The following is a 17,979-nucleotide window of genomic DNA, read 5'->3' as shown; positions in this document are numbered from 1 at the left end:
CTCTACAAACCGAATCCTCTAGCGATCCAGTATGTAGCGCCCGCCGCCACGTATGCCAGCGTGAACAGATACCCTACCATGAAGGCGGGCCATTTCCACCCATTCGTTTCGCGCCGCGTGACTGCGATCGTCGAGATGCATTGCGGCGCGAACACGAACCACATGAGGAAAGCGAGCGCGGTGGCGAGGCTCCAGTTGCTCTTGAGCTTGGCACGCATCTGGTTGTCGCCCGCGGCATCGCCCGGATTGTCGACCGCATAGGTCGTCGCGATCGCCGCCACCGCGACCTCACGCGCTGCCATCGCCGGGATCAGCGCGAGCACGATGTCGCGGTTGAACCCGATCGGGCGGAAGGCGGGCTCAATGCCGTTGGCGATTCGGCCCGCGACCGAATAATTGACCGCCGAAACCGGCGATCCGGCAGGCGGCTTGGGAAAGCTCAACAACGCCCACAGCACGATGGTGGTGACCGCGATGATCGTGCCGGCGCGCTTGAGGAAGATCTCGCATCGAGTCCACAGCCCGATCGCGATGTCGCGCCAATTGGGCATCTGGTATTTGGGCATCTCCATCAGGAAGCCCGACGACACGCCTCTGGTGACCGTGCGACGCAAGACCAGCGCCACGACGAACGCGCCGACCAGCCCCATCACGTAGAGCGAGAACATCACCAGCCCCTGAAGCCCGAATACGCCGACGATTTTGGTATTGGGGATCAGCGCACCGATGATCAACGTGTAGACCGGGAGCCGCGCCGAACAGGTCATCAACGGTGCGATCAGGATCGTCGTCAGCCGGTCCTTCTCGTCCTCGATCGTGCGAGTCGCCATGATCCCGGGAACGGCACAGGCGAAGCTCGACAGGAGCGGAATGAACGCTCGTCCCGACAGCCCGACGCTCGCCATGATGCGATCCATCAGGAATGCCGCGCGGACCATGTAGCCTGACGCTTCGAGCAACAGGATGAAGAAGAACAGGATCAGGATCTGCGGCAGGAACACGATCACCGCGCCGACACCCTTGATGATGCCGTCGGTTATCAGCGAGCGCAGCACGCCTTCAGGCATCGCCGCGGTCACGATCCCTTCCAGCCAGGTGAAGCCGGCGTCGATCGCATCGGCCGGCGCGCCGCCCGCGCCGAACACCGCCTGGAACATCAGGAACAGGATGCCGAGCAGCAGCACGACGCCGAACACCGGGTGGAGCGCGACCGCGTCGAACGTGTGCGTCCAGCGGCGGACGGGGGCTTCGGAGACGGTTGCGGCGACCGCGATCTGCCGCGCGCGGCGTTGCAACGTTGCGATATCGGCGTGGAGCGCCGGGTCGCTACTGCGAAGCGCTGTAGCGCCGGGCGAGACCAAGGAGTCGAGCGCGTCCTTGAGCGCATCGATCCCGCGTTTCCTGACCGCTACGGTCGGGATCACCGGCACGCCAAGCTCGCGTTCGAGCGCCGCCGCGTCGAGCTTGAGCCCGTCACGCTCGGCGAGGTCGATCATGTTGAGCGCGACCACCAGCGGCAGCCCGAGCGCGATCAACTGGAGCGTGAAGCGCAAATGATTGTCGAGATTGGCGGCATCGACCACCACGACCAGCGCGTCGGGCAGCCGCTCGCCGGCTTGCGCGCCGGTGATGACGTCGCGAGTCACGCGTTCGTCGGGGCTCGATGGTTCGAGGCTGTACGCGCCGGGCAGATCGAGCAACTCGACCGGGCGGCCGTCCGCCAACGTCGTCCGTCCCGCATGGCGCTCGACGGTGACGCCAGGATAATTGCCGACCTTTTGCCGCGCGCCGGTCAGCGCGTTGAACAGCGCGCTCTTGCCGGCATTGGGATTGCCGACCAGCGCGACCAGCGGTGCCGGATGCATCAGGCGCTATTCGGCGGCTTCGAGGAACGCCTCTGGCGCGACGTGGATCGCGCCTGCGACTCGGCGGCGCAGCGCGACGGTCATCCGGCCGATCCGGCAGGCGATCGGCCCGCCGCCGAGCGTCGCGCGGTGCAGCACCTCGACATCGACGCCCTCGTCGAAGCCGAGCTCGCGCAGCCGCCGTGCCTCGGGCGCGGCGAGCCGGTCCCAGGCAATGCCGGCCACCGTCGCGCGCTGGCGGCGAGGAAGCTGTTCAAGGCTAAGCGGAATCGCCATGACACACAGGTAGGCGAATTGCGATTGATTATCAATAACGAAAATCAAACGGCTGGGTAACGCAGCCTTCCGATGAATCGCGACAGGCTGGGGCGGTGCGTCGCGCGGGAAAGGAACCCGGCCTTGGCCTTCTCGAACCGCATGATCCCCTCGATCCGCCGCGCGAGGAAGGCGCGGGTATCGGCCTGGCCTTCGCTGTCGTCGTCGAGGAACACCGTCATCGTCGCGGCATAGACCGCGGCGAGCAGCCCGCGCTTCGTGTAATGATTGTAATCGGTCGCGATATCGCCGGCGGCGCGCCACATCGTATCGGCGGCGCGCCAGCCGAGCCTGGCGCCGTGCGCGAGATTGGTCGGCAGCGCGAGGATCGCGAGCGCGCGGCGTAGCGTTTCGCGATGCGGCGCGAGCGTGTCCAGTCGCGCCTCGATCAGCGCCGTGATCTTCGCGCGAACCTTCATCGCCGCCAGTGTCTCGGGCGGCAGCGCGGTAAGCATCGCCGCATCGACGCTCGCGAACCAGGCGTCGATCATCGTCGCGGCATCGGGCAACGCGAGCAAGGCGATGTCGCGGTCCACCCCCAGCGCATCGGCGGCCATGTCGCGCGCCGCCGCGGTCCAACCATCGAACGCGGCATTGTCGGCGACCAGCGGCGCCAGCGCGTCGCGGATTTCGGGGATCGTCGGGTCGGCGGACAGCGTCATCGTGCCGTTATGCCTCCTCGACCCCTTCGGGGGCAAGCTCCGCCGGCTCATCGCGCGAGCGACGCACCAGCACCAAGGCAACCGCGACGAGCACCGCCCCGGCCAGATCGACCGCATCGAGCCGCTCGCCGTACCCGATCCAGCCGATCGCCGCTGCGACCACCGGCTGGATCAGCAGCCCGATCCCGACGATCAGCGGCGACAATTGCCCGAGCGCGAAGATCATCAGTCCCTGCCCCAGCACCTGGCTCGCCAGCGCGACCGCGATCAGTGGCGTCCAATCGTGCGGCATGATCGCCTCGCGCATGAATAATGCGAACAGCAACAGCGGCAGCACGCTCGCGAGCGTCGAGGCGGCGAGTGCGGGCACCGGCGCCATCGTGTCGCGCGCCTTCGCCATCGCGGCGAAGTAGAAGGTGTAGAGCACGCCCGCGAGCAGGCAGAGCAGGTCGCCGCCGAAATGCCCCGGCGCGATCTGCAACGAGCGCCCCATCAGCAACGCCGCCCCGACCAACGCCAGCAGCAACGCGAATCCCTGCATCCGCGACGGCCAGGCGCGCGCAACGACGAAGCCATAGATCGGAAAGAACAAGGTCGCCGAATTGCCGAAAAAGGTCGCATTGGCGAGGCTCGTCTTGAGGATGCCGATATGCCAGCTCGCCAGATCGGCGGCGAAGCACACCCCGCCGATCACCACCGCCGCCCACAGCCCGGGCGTCGTGCCGCGCGGCCGCCACCCGCTCGCCGCTGCCATCGCCACCAGCACGGGGGCTGCAAGCGCGATCCGCCAGAAGCCAACCGCGACCGGTCCCACATCCGCCATCCGCACGAACAACGGCCCGAACGCCAGCGCGACGTTGGCCACCACCAGCCCGGCGAACGCCAGCGGGTGCGCGGCCACGCTTTTGCTGCTGGAACCTTTTCTTGGGGCTGCGTCCTGGTGCATGCCGCCGCTTAACGCCCCATCTGCGACAAAGCACTCATCAAAGGAGGCCTGGCTTGCCCACCCTGTTCGATCCGATCCAGCTCGGCGATATTGACGCCAAGAACCGAATCCTAATGGCGCCGCTGACTCGCGGACGCTCGACCGGCGAGCACGTTCCGACCGACATCATGATCGACTATTATCGCCAGCGTGCGGGCGCGGGGGTGATCATCACCGAAGGCACGGGCGTGAGCCGGCTCGGGCTCGGCTGGCCCAACGCTCCAGGGCTTTGGACGCCCGAACAGGTCGAGGCGTGGAAGCCGGTGACTGCCGCGGTTCACGAGGCCGGCGGTCGGATCGTCGCGCAAATCTGGCACATGGGGCGGCTTGCACGGCCCGACGTGACGGGGCTGCAGCCCTTGTCCTCCTCGGCCACGCGCGCGCCGTATCACAAGCCGGAAAACCCCTATGCCGAAGCGCGCGCGGCGACGATCGACGATATCCGCCAGGCGCAGGACGAATATGCCAGCGCCGCGCGCGCCGCGATTGCCGCGGGGTTCGACGGCGTCCAGCTCCACGGCGCCAACGGCTATCTGATCGATCAATTCCTCCGCGACGGCACCAACCTGCGCGAAGACGAATATGGCGGCTCCCCGGAAAACCGAATCCGCTTCATGCGCGAAGCCGTCGCGGCGGTGATCGCCGAGGTCGGTGCCGGGCGCACCGCGATCCGGCTGTCGCCTAACGGCGAGACTCAGGGCGCCGACGACAGCGATCCGGAAAGCGTGTTCGTGCCCGCCGCAAAGGCGCTCGACGACCTCGGAATCGCGTTCCTAGAGTTGCGCGAGCTCAAGCCCGAAGGATCGTTCGGGACTTCCGAGGTCCCGCGGCTGAGCCCGAAGATCCGCGAGGTGTTCATGCGGCCGTTGATCCTCAACCAGGAATATACGCTGAAAAAGGCCGAGGCCGACATAGCGAGCGGGCTGGCCGACGGCATCGCGTTCGGGAGAAAGTTCATCGCCAACCCCGATCTGGTCGAGCGCTTGCGCAGCGGTGCCGAACTGACCCCCGACAATTTCCGGACCTGGTACACGCCGGGGCCGGAAGGGTATATCGACTATCCGAGCCTCGCCGGCGAAACCGTTGGCGCCATCTGACGGTATGCTTCAGGCGTGTTTGGAAAAACGACGGGCGGCTGCAGGGTCTGCATCCGCCCGTTCAGTTTTGGCGGGGCCGTGCCCGCGAGCGCGATTTTAGCGGTCGCTAAGATCTTCGCCGGCGGTCATCGGCAGCGCACATTGTCCTGGTCGATCGCCGATCCGGCCGCGGCGCCCGCTGCCGCACCGAGCAATATGCCGAGCGGTTCGGAGCGGCCCGAGGTCAGCGCAGCGCCCAGCGCGCCTCCGGCAATGCCGCCGACGATAAGGCCGGTCGTGCCGTCCGAACGGCGGCAATAATAGCGCCCGTCGCGACCCACATAGACGCGGTCGTTGCGGCTCAGCCGGCGCTCGCGGTAGCGCGGATTATCGACATAATATTGGTCGGCATAATAGCCGTTATACGCGGGATCGGGCCGGTTATAGTCGTAGTTGCGATAGGTGCGGTAGCTCGTGCCGGGACCGTCATCGTACATCGTCGTGCAGCCGCCCAGCGCGGTTGCGACGGCCAACAGGCCGAGGGTGAGGGTACGCATGTTACATTCTCCTGTTATCCCCCACGCCCCGCTCAATGCACGAGGGCGGCGGAAGGTTTCATTCCGCCGCCCTAACGATTTGGCGCAGCTACGACGCGGCTTCACTCCGCGGTCGTCAGTTCCTCGCTGCGCATATCCTCGGTGAAGCCCGTGTCCACACCGGGGGGCGGGCGAAGGCTCTCGCGCTCGGCAGCGGTCGGCATCGCGGTGGGATCGGGGCGGAAGGCTTCGGGCGCGCGGCTGTCGGGGCCGGGGTGGGTATCGCCTTCGAGGTCGGGCGCGTCATGGCCTTCGCTCGCGGGAAAGAAGCGGTCGAGCAGGCCGTAGCGGATCGCCGCGCCCACTGCCGCTGCGCCGAATCCGATCACGGCGGCCGCGCCGAACGCGAGGTTGCGGCTGCGATGGTCGGCTTTGAAGCGCCCCTGGCTGTCGCGGGCGCGGTTGGTGTTGGGCATGTTCGATCTCCGTTTCGGTCGGCGATATAACGGATCGCCGGCGCGGGCGTTCCGCGCTCAGCCGACCGCCGGTGCGAGCGCGTGGGCGGTATGCTCGGGCTCGATGCTGGTGGGCTGTTCCGGCTCGTCCGATCCGCCATCGCCGCCACCGGCACTCGTCGGGAAGGTCTTGCCGGTGGTGCGGTCGAGCCCGCGCGCGGTGAGCACGTCGATCAGCGCCGCGCCGGCGACGAAGGCGATCGCGCCCCACAGCGCCTTGTTCTTGGTCCGGTTGGGCGCGGCGAGGCCGAGCGCGGCCATGTCCATTGCGTCGCCGCCGACTCGGTTCCAGACATTGGCACTGGCCGCTGGCGCGGTGATCAGGCTCGCGCCGGCGAGCAATTCGCGCCCGCCGAACGCCCTGATCACGCCTTCCTTGCCCTCGACGCCGAGCAGCCGCGCGATGCGTTTGGCGGCGAATACTTCAGCAGCGCCCAGCGCGATCGAGAAGACGCCGAGGCCGAAGCCGAGCTTCTTGTAATCCATGTCGTTTTTCCTGTGCCAAAGGGTCGTGCAATCAACGGCGGAGCTACGGCCCGGTTCCCTTGCGAACGCGAACTATCGGCGAGGATCCAGCCGGACAGGACGCGCCCGGCTGAACCTAAAGCAACGCTCGCGCCACGGAACATTCAGGGCGGTCCGTGCATACGATAAGCGTCGCCGCGTACATTGGCGTCGACCAAAGGAGTATCTCATGAAAATCGTCACCGCCCTCGTGGCGGCCGCGACGATGGCCGTTGCCCTTCCCACCGCTGCCAATGCGCAGGCCTGGCAATCGATCAACCAGCGTCAGCCCAATCTGTACAGCCGGATCGACATGGGCGTCCGCAACGGGTCGCTCACCCGCCAGGAAGCGTCGCGCCTGAAGACGCGTTTCGCGAATATCGCGCGGCTCGAATATCGCTATCGCCGCAATGGTCTGACCATGGCCGAGCGCCGCGACCTCGATCGCCGCTTCAACGCGCTGAGCAGCTCGATCCGAATGCAGCGCCATGACCGCCAGACTCGCTGGCATCGTCGCTGACGCATTGTCATCGGCCGGCGGTTCGGACTGCCGGCCGGTGGGCTACGCTAAGGCTCAGACTTTTTCCGCCGCCGCCTTGGACCGAGCGGCAAAGCTCTTGCGCAGTTTCTGCAGCTTGGGCGGGATCACCGCGAGGCAATATGGGTTCCGCTGGCCTTCGCCCTCCCAATATTGCTGGTGATAATCCTCGGCCGGATACCATTCGCCGATGGGCTCGATCGTCGTGACGATCGGGTTGGGCCAATTCGCAGCATTGCGCGCGACCGCCGCCTTGGCCTCCGCCTCCTGCGTCGCGTCGAGCGGGAAGATCGCCGAGCGGTATTGCGTACCGACATCGCCGCCTTGGCGGTTGAGCGTGGTCGGGTCGTGAGTCGCAAAGAAGATGTCGAGCAAATCGGCATAGCGCACCTGGTCCGAATCGAATGTCATGCGAATCGCTTCGGCATGACCGGTGTCGCCGCCGCAGACCTGGCGATAGGTGGGGTTGGGCACGCTCCCGCCGATATAACCGCTTTCGACTCGCTCGACCCCGATCACATCCTTGTACACCGCCTCGGTGCACCAGAAGCAGCCGCCGGCCAGGATCGCAGTCTCGGTCGTCGCCATCATTCGCTCCTTTTCAATCGACCCCCAACATAGGTACGGGCGTGCCCGAGACAAAGAGGATGGCAAGCATGAGCAAAGGTAAGGTCCTGGTCACCGGCGGCGCGGGCTATATCGGCAGCCACGCGGTGCTGGTTTTGCTCGATGGCGGCTGGGACGTGGTGGTGGTCGACAATCTGACCACCGGCTTCGACTGGGCAGTCGACGAGCGCGCAACATTGGTCCGCGCCAATATCGAGGATGACGACGCGGTGCGCGGCGCGATGCGCGAGCATGACGTCGTCGCGGTGATGCACTTTGCCGGATCGATCATCGTTCCGGAGTCGGTCGAGAATCCGCTCAAATATTATCGCAACAACACCGTCGCGAGCCGCGCGCTGATCGAAAGCGCGGTGGCGTGCGGGGTCGAGCATTTCATCTTCTCGTCGACCGCGGCGACCTACGGCACGCCCGACCGCGTTCCGGTGGCGGAAAACGATCCCAAGCTGCCGATCAACCCTTATGGCATGTCGAAGCTGATGACCGAGATCATGCTCAAGGACGTGTCGGCGGCACACCCGATCAACTATTGCGCGCTCAGATATTTCAACGTCGCGGGCGCCGACCCGCAAGGGCGGTCGGGCCAGTCCACTGCCGGCGCGACGCATTTGATCAAGGTCGCGGTCGAAGCGGCGACCGGCAAGCGCGAGTCGGTCGCGGTATTCGGCACCGACTTCGCGACCCCGGACGGCACCGGCGTGCGCGATTACATCCATGTCAGCGACTTGGCCGCCGCGCACGTCCATGCGCTCGACCGCCTGATCGCCGAGCCACGCGAGAACCTGACGATGAACGCGGGCTACGGCCATGGCTATTCGGTGCTCGAAGTCCTCGACGCGGTCGATCGAGTCACCAACATGACGATCGAGCGCAAGATGGAAGGGCGCCGCGCAGGCGACCCCGCCGAACTGGTGTCGGACAATCGCCGGATCCTGAGCACGCTGCCATGGCGGCCGCAATTTGACGACCTCGACACGATCGTCCGCGATGCGCTGGCGTGGGAGCGGAAGCTGGCTGAACGGCGCAGCTAACCCGCCATGGTGGGCCCGTCGGGACTCGAACCCGAGACCTACAGATTAAAAGTCCGTTGCTCTACCAACTGAGCTACGGGCCCGCACCAGAGCCGCGGCGCTTACGCGAGGCGCGCGCGCCGGGTCAACCGCGCGGCAAGCTGGCGGATGGTGAGGCCAGTGAGCGGATCGCGCCAATCGGGCACTAGCGCCGCGAGTGGTTCGAGCACGAACGCGCGGCCGCGAAACGCAGGGTGGGGGATGGTCAGGCGATCATCGGCCCAGGCGCCGCCCGACCAGAGCACGATATCGAGGTCGATCACGCGATCGCGCCAGCGCTGGCCGGGGCGGCGGCCGAACTTGGCCTCGATCGCCTTCAGTCGCTCGAGCAGGTCGCGGGGGGGTTCATCGCTCTCGATCAGCGCCGCGGCGTTGACGAAGCGCCGCGCCGCCGGGCCGAGCGGCGGGGTTTCGATCAACCGCGACATCGCGACCACGCCGCCGATTGCCGCCGCCGCCGCGCGTATTTCGTCGCCCGGGCCGCCGTGACGGCCGCGCCGGTTCGACCCGAGAGCAATGACATAACTGGACGCCATGACGCCGCAGGGCCTACCGCGTTCGCGTGGAGTTTGCACCCAGCCCGATCCCCGCCACCGAACCGCCGCTCGACTGTCCGCGTTGCCCGCGTCTGGTGGGGTTGCGCGAAGAGCTACGCGTCGAATATCCCGACTGGTGGAACGCGCCGGTGCCGGCGTTCGGCGATCCGGACGCGTGGCTGTGCATCGTCGGGCTCGCTCCGGGGAAGGATGGCGCCAATCGGACCGGGCGACCGTTCACCGGCGATCATTCGGGCGTGCTATTCTTTCAGACGCTTGCCAAGTTCGGCTTCACGCACGGCGCGTACCACGCTCGATCCGATGACGGGCTGACGCTCGACGGCGCGATCATCTGCAACTCGGTCAAATGCCTGCCCCCACAGAACAAGCCGACGCCCGAGGAGGTCCGCACCTGCCGGCCATTCCTCGAGCGGCAGATCGGCGCGCTGCCTGGCGCCCGTATCTTCATCGCGCTCGGCCAGATCGCGCACCAGTCGGCGGTCAAGGCGCTCGGCGGGCGGCTACCCAAGGCGCGGTTCGGCCACCTGGCCGAGCACCGCATGCCGGAAGGGCGGGTGCTGCTCGATAGCTATCACTGCTCGCGCTACAACCAGAATACCGGACGGCTGACCGCCGAAATGTTCGAAGCGGTATTCGCGCGCGCGCTGGAACTCCGTGCGGCAATCGGCGGTTGACGCGCGCATGAGCCACGAACCGCCAGTCCCGCCCGACAATCAGTCGCCCTACCCGATCGAAGAGCCGCCGCACGAGCACCCGGCACCGCTGCCGCCGGTGGCCGAAAGCGATTCTGGTCCGCCGCGCGCGCTGTTGATCGGCGGCGTGGCCGCTGCCGGGCTGGCAGTGATCGGCGGGGTTGCCGCCTTTCTGTTTCGTCGCAAGCCCGGACGCAAAGCCTAGACGTCTTCGACGAGCCGCCCGTAGAGTTCGGGCCGCCGATCACGGAAGAAGCCGAACGCGGCGCGGTGGCGCTTGACTCGATCGAGGTCGATCGTCGCCGCGATCACGCCCTCTTCCTCGCGTCCCAACTCAGCGAGAATATCGCCGCGCTCGTCGGCAATGAAGCTGGTGCCATAGAAGGTCTGGCCATGCTCGGTGCCGATTCGGTTGGCTGCCACCATCGGCACGACGTTCGACACCGCATGCCCTACCATCGCCCGCCGCCATAGCCGCGCGGTGTCGAGGCTGGTATCGTGCGGCTCGCTGCCGATCGCGGTCGGATAGAACAGGATTTCCGCGCCCATCAGCATCATCGCGCGCGCGGTTTCGGGATACCATTGGTCCCAGCACACGCCGACACCGAGCGTTGTGCGGTCGGGGCCGTCCCACACCTTGAATCCGGTATTGCCGGGACGGAAGTAGAATTTTTCCTCGTAGCCCGGCCCGTCGGGAATGTGGCTCTTGCGATAGACGCCCGCGACCTTGCCGTCGGGATCGACCATCGCGAGGCTGTTGTAATGATGCGGTCCGTCGGCCTCGAAGAAGCTGGTCGGGATCCACACCTTCAGCTCGGCGGCCAGCGCCTGCATCGCCTGCACCGCGCGATGCTCGGCCGTCGGCTTGGCGTTAGCAAATAACCCCTCGTCCTCGACTCGGCAGAAATATTCGCCCTCGAACAGTTCGGGCGGCAGGATCACGCGCGCGCCCTTCACCGCGGCTTCGCGCACCAGGCGAGTCACGTTGGCGATGTTGGCCTCCAAATCGGCGGAGAAAGCGAGCTGGAGCGCGGCGACGCTGATCTGAGTCATGGCTTCGCCATAGCGGGACGACGCGCAAAGTGGCAGTCCCCCCTCATCGGGAGAAGGGGAGGGCTTCAGTGGAGCGCATTTTCGAATCGGTCGCGGGCAGGGTCGCAGGCTGGGCGGGGCGGCCGCCAGCGTTCATCTTCGCGCTGACCATCCTCGTCGTCTGGGCAGTGACCGGGCCGATGTCGCATTATTCGGACACATGGCAATTGATCATCAACACCGGCACGACGATCGTCACGTTCCTGATGGTGTTCCTGATCCAGAACGCCCAGAATCGCGACGCCTCGTCGATGCAGGCCAAGCTCGACGAGATCATCCGCGCCACCAGCGACGCGCGAAACGGTTTCATCGGGATCGAGCATCTGACCCAGGACCAGCTCGAATCGCTGCGGGAGGCAATCGAGAAGGATTGCGGAAAGGATTCGACCAACCACGAATCGGTCGAGCGATTGTTGCGGCGGACCTAGGTCTAGACGGTCAGCCCCGCGAGCAACTTGGGTAGCGCGCCCGATTCGCCGCGCGCTTCGGCGATGAAGCGATCCTTGAGCGCGGGCGAGCGCTGGACTGCCGAGAGGCCGAACCGCCGCGCGGCGTTCGCGGTCCTGCCGGGGATGCCGAACAATCGCGTCAGGCCGTCGGTGGCGAGGCTGACCATGAACGTGTCGAGACTGCGCCAGCGCTCGTAGCGCTTGAGGAACGCCGGATCGCCGAGATCGAGGCCGATCCTTTTGCCATCTATGAGCACCTCGACCAACGCCGCCACATCGCGAAAGCCGACATTGACGCCTTGCCCCGCGATCGGATGGATGCCGTGCGCGGCATCTCCGACAAGAGCGAGGCGGTTGGATGTGATCGTCGCGGCATGATGGAAGCCGAGCGGGTGCGCGAAGCGCGGGCCAAGCCAGGTCAGCTTGCCGAGAAACCCGCCCATCTTGCGCTCGAGTTCGGCGAGATAGCCGCGCGCGCCCAGCTTCTGCATCCCCGGCGCTTGCGCGCCGCGCACCGACCAGACGATCGCCGAGCGATGCCCGGACCCGTCGTCGATGAGCGGCAGGATCGCGAACGGCCCTTCGGGGTAGAAGATTTCGTAGGCGACGTTGTCGTGCGACCGCTCGTGGCCGATCGAGGTCACCAGCGCGACGTGATCGTAGCTCCACCGCGCGACGTTCAATCCCGCCGCCTCGCGAGTCGGCGATGCTCGCCCCTCGGCTCCGACCAGCAGCGCCGCGCGCGCCTGGCCGCCGTCGCTCAGCGTCGCGCGGACGCCAAAGTCGTCTCGCACGACTTCGAGCGCGCGCGTCTTCATGCGCAAATCGACGCCCGGCGCCGCGTTCGCCGCATCAAGCAGCGCCGCGCGCAAGTCGCGATTCTCCAACATCGTGCCGAGCGCGGCCTCCTCGGTGCCGGGAACGAAATCGAGCGCGCCGGGGTCGAGCCCGTCGCTCACCCGGATGCCCTCGATCGGGCAGCCCTTGCCCGCCAGCCGATCCCCAACACCGATCGCCTCGAGCATCCGCATCGGGGCGCTGGCGATCGCCGAGGCACGGCCGTCGAAACCGGCCGCGGTCACCACCGCCGGGTCGGCGGGGTCGATGACGATGCTCGTCAACCCGTGCGCGTCGAGCGCCACCGCCAGCGCGCTGCCGACCAGTCCGCCGCCCAAGATGAGGATGTCCGCCTGGCTCATGCCGACCGCCCTAGCGTGCGCCATCAAGCCCGACAATCACGACTGCTTGACGTCGGACTCGGCAAGAGCGAGAATCTAGCGCGAACGAACAGCGGACATTTCGGGGGTATTCGATCATGGCGAGCCGCGCGCAGCCGCCGCTCTGGCGCGAGACAGTGAAGGCCGGCGCGGCGCGCGGCTGGGCGATGGTCGGCGCGATTGCGCTGCTCCTCGCCACGCTGGCGCTCGCCGCCGCGCTCGCCACCTATCATTCGGGCGATCCCTCGCTCAGTACCGCGGCCGGCGGCCCCGCGCAGAACCTGCTCGGCACGCCGGGCGCGTTCGTCGCCGACCTCGGCTTTTCGATCCTTGGCTTGCCGGTTGCAGGATTGCTCGCGGTCGGCCTCGTTGCGGGGCTGCGATTGTGGCGCGACGAGCCGGTCGGGCGATGGGGGCGGATGCTGGTCATCGCCGCGAGCGGCGCGACGCTCGTCGCCGCCGCGCTTGGCCTCTATTCGACCGCGGCCTCGCTCAACTGGCCCGCGGGACTCGGCGGCGTGGCCGGGATGGCGCTGGCGGGCGGGCTCGACTGGCTGATCGCGCTGATCGGCAGCACGACCGCGATCCTGTGGACCGAGCGGTTGGTCGCGCTCGCGCTCGGCATTGCGGGGATCGTCATCTGGTTCGCCGCCCTGGAGATCGGGCTGCCGCGCTTGCTGCGGCTCGACCGCCGCTCTGCTCCGAAATCGATCGGCGACGGCGGCGAAGCCGCGACCGTCCCCGAAAAGACCATCCGTCAGCCGCGTGCGGTCGCCCTACCCGACCAGCGTCCCGGCCCAGTCATTGCCGACCGAGCCGCCGCTGCGCCTCAAGCCAAGCCGACACGTGGCCCTAAGCAGGCCAGTCTCGACCTCCGCGACAATTACCGTTTGCCGACGCTCGACCTGCTCAAGCCGCCGCCGCCATCGGCCAACGGCCCGGTCGACAAGGCCGCGCTCGAACGCAACGCGCGGCTGCTCGAGACGGTGCTCGACGATTTCCACGTCAAGGGATCGATCATCGAGGTGCGCCCTGGCCCGGTCGTCACGATGTACGAGCTCGACCCCGCCCCCGGGATCAAGGCGAGCCGCGTGATCCAGCTCGCCGACGACATCGCGCGCAACATGTCGGCGATTTCCGCCCGCGTTGCGACGGTGCCGGGGCGGACGGTGATCGGGATCGAGCTGCCCAACGCCAAGCGCGAGGCCGTTGCGCTGCACGAGCTCGTCGCCGACGATTCGTTCGAGGACCAGACCGCGTCGCTCCCACTGATCCTCGGCAAGAACATCGCCGGCGACCCGGTGATCGTCGACCTCGCGCCGATGCCGCACCTCCTCGTCGCCGGCACCACCGGATCGGGCAAGTCGGTCGGGCTCAACTGCATGATCCTGTCGCTGCTCTACCGGCTCAACCCCGATCAGTGCAAAATGATCTTGATCGATCCCAAGATGCTCGAACTGAGCATGTACGAGGATATTCCGCACTTGCTCGCGCCGGTCGTCACCGATCCCGCAAAGGCGGTCCGCGCGCTGAAATGGGCGGTCGAGCAGATGGAGGAGCGCTACCGCCAGATGTCATCGGTCGGCGTGCGCAGCCTCGCCAGCTTCAACGACAAGGTACGCGCCGCCAAGGCCAAGGGGCAGCCGCTCGGGCGCAAGGTCCAGATCGGGTACGAGGACGGCAAACCGGTATACGAGGAGGAGCAGCTCGACTTCTCGCCGCTGCCGCAAATCGTCATCGTCGTCGATGAGCTCGCCGATTTGATGATGACCGCGGGCAAGGAAGTCGAGTTCCTGATCCAACGGCTGGCGCAGAAAGCGCGCGCGGCGGGTATCCACCTGATCATGGCGACGCAGCGGCCATCGGTCGACGTCATCACCGGGGTGATCAAGGCCAACCTGCCGACCCGGATTAGCTTCAACGTCACGTCGAAGATCGATTCGCGCACCATCCTGGGCGAGCAGGGCGCCGAGCAGCTGCTCGGCAAGGGCGACATGCTGTACATGGCGTACGGCAAGCAGATCAGCCGCGTCCATGGACCCTTCGTCTCGGACGACGAGGTTCGCGCGGTCGCCGATTTCTGGCGCGCGCAAGGCCAGCCCGATTACGTCCAGTCGGTCACCGAGGAGAATGAGGACGGCTTCGCGCTTGACGGCGCGCCGCTCGGCGAGGATTCGGCCGAGGACCAGCAATATCGCGGTGCCATCCAACTCGTGTGCGAGAGCCAGAAGGCGTCCACCTCCTGGCTGCAGCGGCAGATGCGGATCGGGTACAATTCGGCGGCGCGGTTGATCGAGCGGATGGAGAAGGACGGAATCGTCAGCCGCCCCGACCATGTCGGCCGCCGCGAAGTGCTGCGCGACCGCGACGGCAATCCGCTCTGACCCAAAAGTCAGCGCTGCGCGTTCAGTACGCGTTCAAGCCCACCGCGCCATGCCGCGCGCCACAATCCAGGAGAGCTTTCGTGTATTCTCGCGCCCTCGCGCTCATTGCCTTGCCCGCTTTCGTCGCGGCAGCCCCTGCTCCGTCCGAGCTGGCCCAGGTCCAGGCGCACCTCGCCGCGATCCAGTCGATGACCGCTTCGTTCACGCAGACCGACCGCAACGGCAAAATGCTGGCCGGGACGCTGTCATTGAAGCGCCCGGGCAAGATCCGCTTCCAGTACGAAAAGGGCGTGCCGATCCTGATCGTCGCCGACGGCAAATCGCTCTGGTTCCTCGATTACTCGGTCGGGCAGAAGCAGCGCTGGCCGATTGGCGGATCGCCACTCGGCGTGCTGCTCGATCCGTCGAAGGATATCGGGCGATATGCCAAGATGATGCCGACCGCTGACCCTTCGGTCCTGTCGGTGGAGGTCAACGATCCGCGGCATCCCGAATATGGGCAGATCGACATGATCTTCGAGAAGAACGCGGCGGGGCCCGCCGGGCTGAGGCTCCGCGGCTGGGTCGCGCTCGACGCGCAGAACAACCGCACCACGATCCGGTTGTCCGATCAGCGCTTCAACGTGCCGATTTCCGATGGAACGTTCCGCTTCAACGATCCGCAGCGTGGTGGCCCCAGAAAATGACGAGTCCGTTCATCCGAGCGACAGCTTTGGTCGACTAATACGGTTCTCGCGGATGTGGGGCGGTTCGGGATTTTCCCCCTGTTGCCTGAAGTGCTCCACTTCCCGCCTGCGTGACGAACGCTAGGTCGGCCCCTGTTCCATGCCCCCGGAGCAGGGGCCTTTCTGCGTCTGGCGGCCGGCAGCATGCTGCTGCCGGACTCGCGAGGCGCACGGGCGGCGCTGCACAGCAGCGTCCGACGACGCGGCCTTGCCGCGGCGGGCATGGTGACGAACGCTTTCCGACGCCCTAAGTCCCTCCGCGTGAAGATCGTGTCCTGGAACATCAACTCGGTGCGGTTCCGCATCGATATCGTCGAGCGGTTCCTGCGCGAGGTCGAGCCCGATATCCTGTGCCTGCAGGAGACCAAGGTCGTCGACCAGGACTTCCCCCAAGTGCCGTTCAAGCGGCTCGGCTACAAGACGATCATCCTGCACGGGCAGAAGATGCATCACGGCGTGGCGATCCTGAGCCGCGTGCCGCTGGCGGAGGACGACCGGTTCGACTGGCAAGCCAACCGCGAGGCGCGGCATGTCGGGGTGCGGCTGGCGAACGGCGTGCGGCTCGAAAACGTCTACGTACCCGCGGGCGGCGACACCCCCGACCGCGAGGTCAATCCCAAGTTCGGGCAGAAGCTCGACTTCGTCGAGCGGATGACCGCATGGTCGGCGACGCTCGATTGCCCGACGATTCTGGTAGGCGACCTCAACATTGCGCCGCTCGAGTGCGATGTCTGGAGCCACAAGCAGCTGTTGAACGTCGTCAGTCATACTCCGGTCGAAGTCGACGCGCTCAACCGGCTCAAGGATTCGAGCTCATGGGTCGATCTCGGCCGCCAATTCTTTCCGGCGCCGGCGCGGCTGCATACGTGGTGGAGCTATCGCTCGCCCGACTGGACGGTGAACGATCGCGGGCGGCGGCTCGATCACATGTGGGCGACCGCCGATGTCGCGGCTACCGCGCGGTCGCATCGCGTGTTCGAGGATTGCCGCAACTGGCTCAAGCCGTCGGACCATGTTCCGATCCTGACCGAGTTCGACCTGTGACGCGCGCCGTTGCCCGGGCGATCGATTCGCTGCGGCGCGGGTGGCCGATCGCAATCCGCGGCGCGGGCGAGCCGGTCGGGCTGCTCGCGATCGAAACCGCCGATGCCGGGCGGCTCGCGGCGTTCGACCCGGCGGGCGAGTCGCCGATCCTGCTGTCGGCGGGCCGCGCGGCGACGCTCAAGCTCGCCAACCAGATCGAGGCGGCGGTGCCCGATTCGCCGGTGATGGTCGAGCGCACGTTCTGGATCGACTTCGACTGCGCGGTGGCCTTAGCCGACCCTCAGCTGGACATGGCGACCCCGATGAAGGGGCCGTTCCGCGCAGTGCCGGTGACCGACGGCGACGTCATGACGGCGGCGCTGGCATTGGCACGCACCGCCGGTGTGCTGCCCGCCTTCTTCGTCGGCGCGGCGGAGGGCGAGGCGATCTCCATCGCTGAGATCGCGGATTTCGAGGATCCGATCCACCTCGCCATTTCGGCCCGCGCGCGTCTGCCGGTGGCGGGGAGCGAACACGCCGAGATCGTCGCCTTCCGCAGCCCCGATTCGCCCGGCGAGCATGTCGCGCTGATCGTCGGGCAGCCCGATGGGCGGCCGCCGTTGGTCCGCCTCCACAGCGAGTGCCTGACCGGGGACGTGCTCGGCAGCCTCAAATGCGATTGCGGGCCGCAGCTCCATGCCGCCGTCCACGCGATGGAGGAGGCCGGCTGGGGCATCCTGCTCTATCTGCGGCAGGAAGGGCGCGGGATCGGGCTGGTCAACAAATTGCGCGCCTATGCGCTGCAAGACCAGGGGTTCGACACGGTCGATGCCAACACGCGGCTGGGGTTCGCGGTCGACGCGCGCGATTTTCGGGTCGCGGCGCGGATGCTCGACCTGCTGGGACAGACGCGGATCAGGTTGCTTACCAACAACCCCGACAAGGTCCGCGTGCTCGAAACGGCTGGAATCGAAGTGGTCGAGCGCGTGCCGATCGCGCTGCCGCCCAATCGCTTCAACGCCAAGTATCTCGCGACAAAGCGCGACCGGACGGGGCACCAGCTCTGAAGGTCACGAAAGTCACGCCACGCTTCCGCCGGAATGCGACGAACCGAGTGCTGAACACCGGCGTCGCGATCCAGCTTCGCCCA

The 17,979-nt window shown here is 66.8% G+C and carries 21 protein-coding genes and 1 tRNA gene; 10 read left to right on the top strand and 12 right to left on the bottom strand.

The window, feature by feature from the left end; all coding sequences use genetic code 11:
- Positions 1-2 precede the first annotated feature (2 nt).
- From feoB to VH326_RS12700, 4 genes are read right to left on the bottom strand one after another with little or no spacing between them, the layout of a single operon-like run.
- On the bottom strand, positions 3-1,865 hold the full coding sequence (feoB, locus tag VH326_RS12715; protein WP_329632205.1) for a ferrous iron transport protein B: 1,863 nt from the start codon (positions 1,863-1,865) through the stop codon (positions 3-5).
- A gap of 6 nt (positions 1,866-1,871) precedes the next feature.
- Positions 1,872-2,141: a FeoA family protein gene (locus VH326_RS12710; protein ID WP_329632204.1), complete on the bottom strand. Its 270-nt coding sequence runs from the start codon at positions 2,139-2,141 to the stop codon at positions 1,872-1,874.
- 44 nt (positions 2,142-2,185) lie between these two features.
- Entirely contained in the window at positions 2,186-2,842 is a 657-nt protein-coding gene (locus VH326_RS12705) for a COQ9 family protein (RefSeq protein ID WP_329632203.1), read from the bottom strand.
- A 7-nt stretch (positions 2,843-2,849) separates the two neighbouring features.
- Complete coding sequence (locus VH326_RS12700; RefSeq protein ID WP_329632202.1) at positions 2,850-3,788, bottom strand: DMT family transporter; 939 nt, start codon at positions 3,786-3,788, stop codon at positions 2,850-2,852.
- Positions 3,789-3,841: 53 nt separating this feature from the next.
- On the opposite strand from VH326_RS12700, the gene VH326_RS12695 reads away from it, so the two are divergent.
- A complete protein-coding gene (locus VH326_RS12695) occupies positions 3,842-4,924 on the top strand; it encodes an alkene reductase (RefSeq protein ID WP_329632201.1) in 1,083 nt (360 codons plus the stop codon).
- A 125-nt stretch (positions 4,925-5,049) separates the two neighbouring features.
- On the opposite strand, the gene VH326_RS12690 is transcribed toward VH326_RS12695, so the two are convergent.
- The 3 genes from VH326_RS12690 to VH326_RS12680 all read right to left on the bottom strand — a co-directional run bounded on the left by VH326_RS12690 (position 5,050) and on the right by VH326_RS12680 (position 6,440).
- Complete coding sequence (locus VH326_RS12690) at positions 5,050-5,460, bottom strand: glycine zipper 2TM domain-containing protein (RefSeq protein WP_329632200.1); 411 nt, start codon at positions 5,458-5,460, stop codon at positions 5,050-5,052.
- A 101-nt stretch (positions 5,461-5,561) separates the two neighbouring features.
- A complete protein-coding gene (locus tag VH326_RS12685) occupies positions 5,562-5,915 on the bottom strand; it encodes a hypothetical protein (RefSeq protein WP_329632199.1) in 354 nt (117 codons plus the stop codon).
- A gap of 57 nt (positions 5,916-5,972) precedes the next feature.
- Positions 5,973-6,440 (bottom strand): hypothetical protein, encoded by a 468-nt coding sequence (locus VH326_RS12680; protein ID WP_329632198.1) that lies wholly within the window; start codon positions 6,438-6,440, stop codon positions 5,973-5,975.
- 208 nt (positions 6,441-6,648) lie between these two features.
- On the opposite strand from VH326_RS12680, the gene VH326_RS12675 reads away from it, so the two are divergent.
- Complete coding sequence (locus VH326_RS12675) at positions 6,649-6,978, top strand: hypothetical protein (RefSeq protein ID WP_329632197.1); 330 nt, start codon at positions 6,649-6,651, stop codon at positions 6,976-6,978.
- A 54-nt stretch (positions 6,979-7,032) separates the two neighbouring features.
- Here the strand turns inward: VH326_RS12675 and msrA are convergent, their stop codons facing one another.
- Positions 7,033-7,584: a peptide-methionine (S)-S-oxide reductase MsrA gene (gene msrA / locus VH326_RS12670; RefSeq protein WP_329632196.1), complete on the bottom strand. Its 552-nt coding sequence runs from the start codon at positions 7,582-7,584 to the stop codon at positions 7,033-7,035.
- A gap of 68 nt (positions 7,585-7,652) precedes the next feature.
- Between msrA and galE the strand changes: the two genes are divergently transcribed.
- Complete coding sequence (gene galE / locus VH326_RS12665; protein ID WP_329632195.1) at positions 7,653-8,651, top strand: UDP-glucose 4-epimerase GalE; 999 nt, start codon at positions 7,653-7,655, stop codon at positions 8,649-8,651.
- A gap of 7 nt (positions 8,652-8,658) precedes the next feature.
- Here the strand turns inward: galE and VH326_RS12660 are convergent.
- Both VH326_RS12660 and folK read right to left on the bottom strand, forming a co-directional pair.
- Positions 8,659-8,734, bottom strand: a tRNA-Lys gene (locus tag VH326_RS12660).
- Between the two features lie 18 nt (positions 8,735-8,752).
- Positions 8,753-9,226: a 2-amino-4-hydroxy-6-hydroxymethyldihydropteridine diphosphokinase gene (folK, locus tag VH326_RS12655; RefSeq protein ID WP_329632194.1), complete on the bottom strand. Its 474-nt coding sequence runs from the start codon at positions 9,224-9,226 to the stop codon at positions 8,753-8,755.
- Positions 9,227-9,252: 26 nt separating this feature from the next.
- Here folK and VH326_RS12650 point away from each other — a divergent pair, with 26 nt between their 5' ends.
- A complete protein-coding gene (locus VH326_RS12650; RefSeq protein ID WP_329632193.1) occupies positions 9,253-9,921 on the top strand; it encodes a uracil-DNA glycosylase in 669 nt (222 codons plus the stop codon).
- Positions 9,922-9,928: 7 nt separating this feature from the next.
- Entirely contained in the window at positions 9,929-10,144 is a 216-nt protein-coding gene (locus VH326_RS12645) for a hypothetical protein (RefSeq protein ID WP_329632192.1), read from the top strand.
- Here VH326_RS12645 and aguB read toward each other — a convergent pair.
- Positions 10,141-10,992, bottom strand: a complete 852-nt coding sequence (gene aguB, locus VH326_RS12640) for an N-carbamoylputrescine amidase (protein WP_329632191.1) — start codon at positions 10,990-10,992, stop codon at positions 10,141-10,143. The genes VH326_RS12645 and aguB overlap by 4 nt on opposite strands.
- A 68-nt stretch (positions 10,993-11,060) precedes the next feature.
- Between aguB and VH326_RS12635 the strand changes: the two genes are divergently transcribed.
- Positions 11,061-11,459: a low affinity iron permease family protein gene (locus VH326_RS12635; protein WP_329632190.1), complete on the top strand. Its 399-nt coding sequence runs from the start codon at positions 11,061-11,063 to the stop codon at positions 11,457-11,459.
- A gap of 2 nt (positions 11,460-11,461) precedes the next feature.
- Here VH326_RS12635 and VH326_RS12630 read toward each other — a convergent pair whose 3' ends face one another.
- On the bottom strand, positions 11,462-12,679 hold the full coding sequence (locus VH326_RS12630; RefSeq protein ID WP_329632189.1) for an FAD-dependent monooxygenase: 1,218 nt from the start codon (positions 12,677-12,679) through the stop codon (positions 11,462-11,464).
- Between the two features lie 116 nt (positions 12,680-12,795).
- On the opposite strand from VH326_RS12630, the gene VH326_RS12625 reads away from it, so the two are divergent.
- From VH326_RS12625 to ribA, 4 genes are all read left to right on the top strand, one after another.
- Positions 12,796-15,081, top strand: coding sequence for a DNA translocase FtsK (locus VH326_RS12625; protein WP_329632188.1), 2,286 nt, complete (start codon positions 12,796-12,798; stop codon positions 15,079-15,081).
- Between the two features lie 80 nt (positions 15,082-15,161).
- Positions 15,162-15,767, top strand: coding sequence for an outer membrane lipoprotein carrier protein LolA (locus VH326_RS12620; protein ID WP_329632187.1), 606 nt, complete (start codon positions 15,162-15,164; stop codon positions 15,765-15,767).
- A gap of 300 nt (positions 15,768-16,067) precedes the next feature.
- Positions 16,068-16,850: an exodeoxyribonuclease III gene (locus VH326_RS12615; RefSeq protein ID WP_329632186.1), complete on the top strand. Its 783-nt coding sequence runs from the start codon at positions 16,068-16,070 to the stop codon at positions 16,848-16,850.
- Entirely contained in the window at positions 16,847-17,896 is a 1,050-nt protein-coding gene (gene ribA / locus VH326_RS12610) for a GTP cyclohydrolase II (RefSeq protein ID WP_329632185.1), read from the top strand. Before VH326_RS12615 ends, ribA begins: the two co-directional genes overlap by 4 nt.
- Positions 17,897-17,979 lie beyond the last annotated feature (83 nt).

It is taken from the genome of Sphingomonas sp. (assembly GCF_036269755.1).
In the GTDB taxonomy this organism is placed as follows: domain Bacteria; phylum Pseudomonadota; class Alphaproteobacteria; order Sphingomonadales; family Sphingomonadaceae; genus Sphingomonas.
This window is presented reverse-complemented; position numbering and strand designations above follow the sequence as displayed.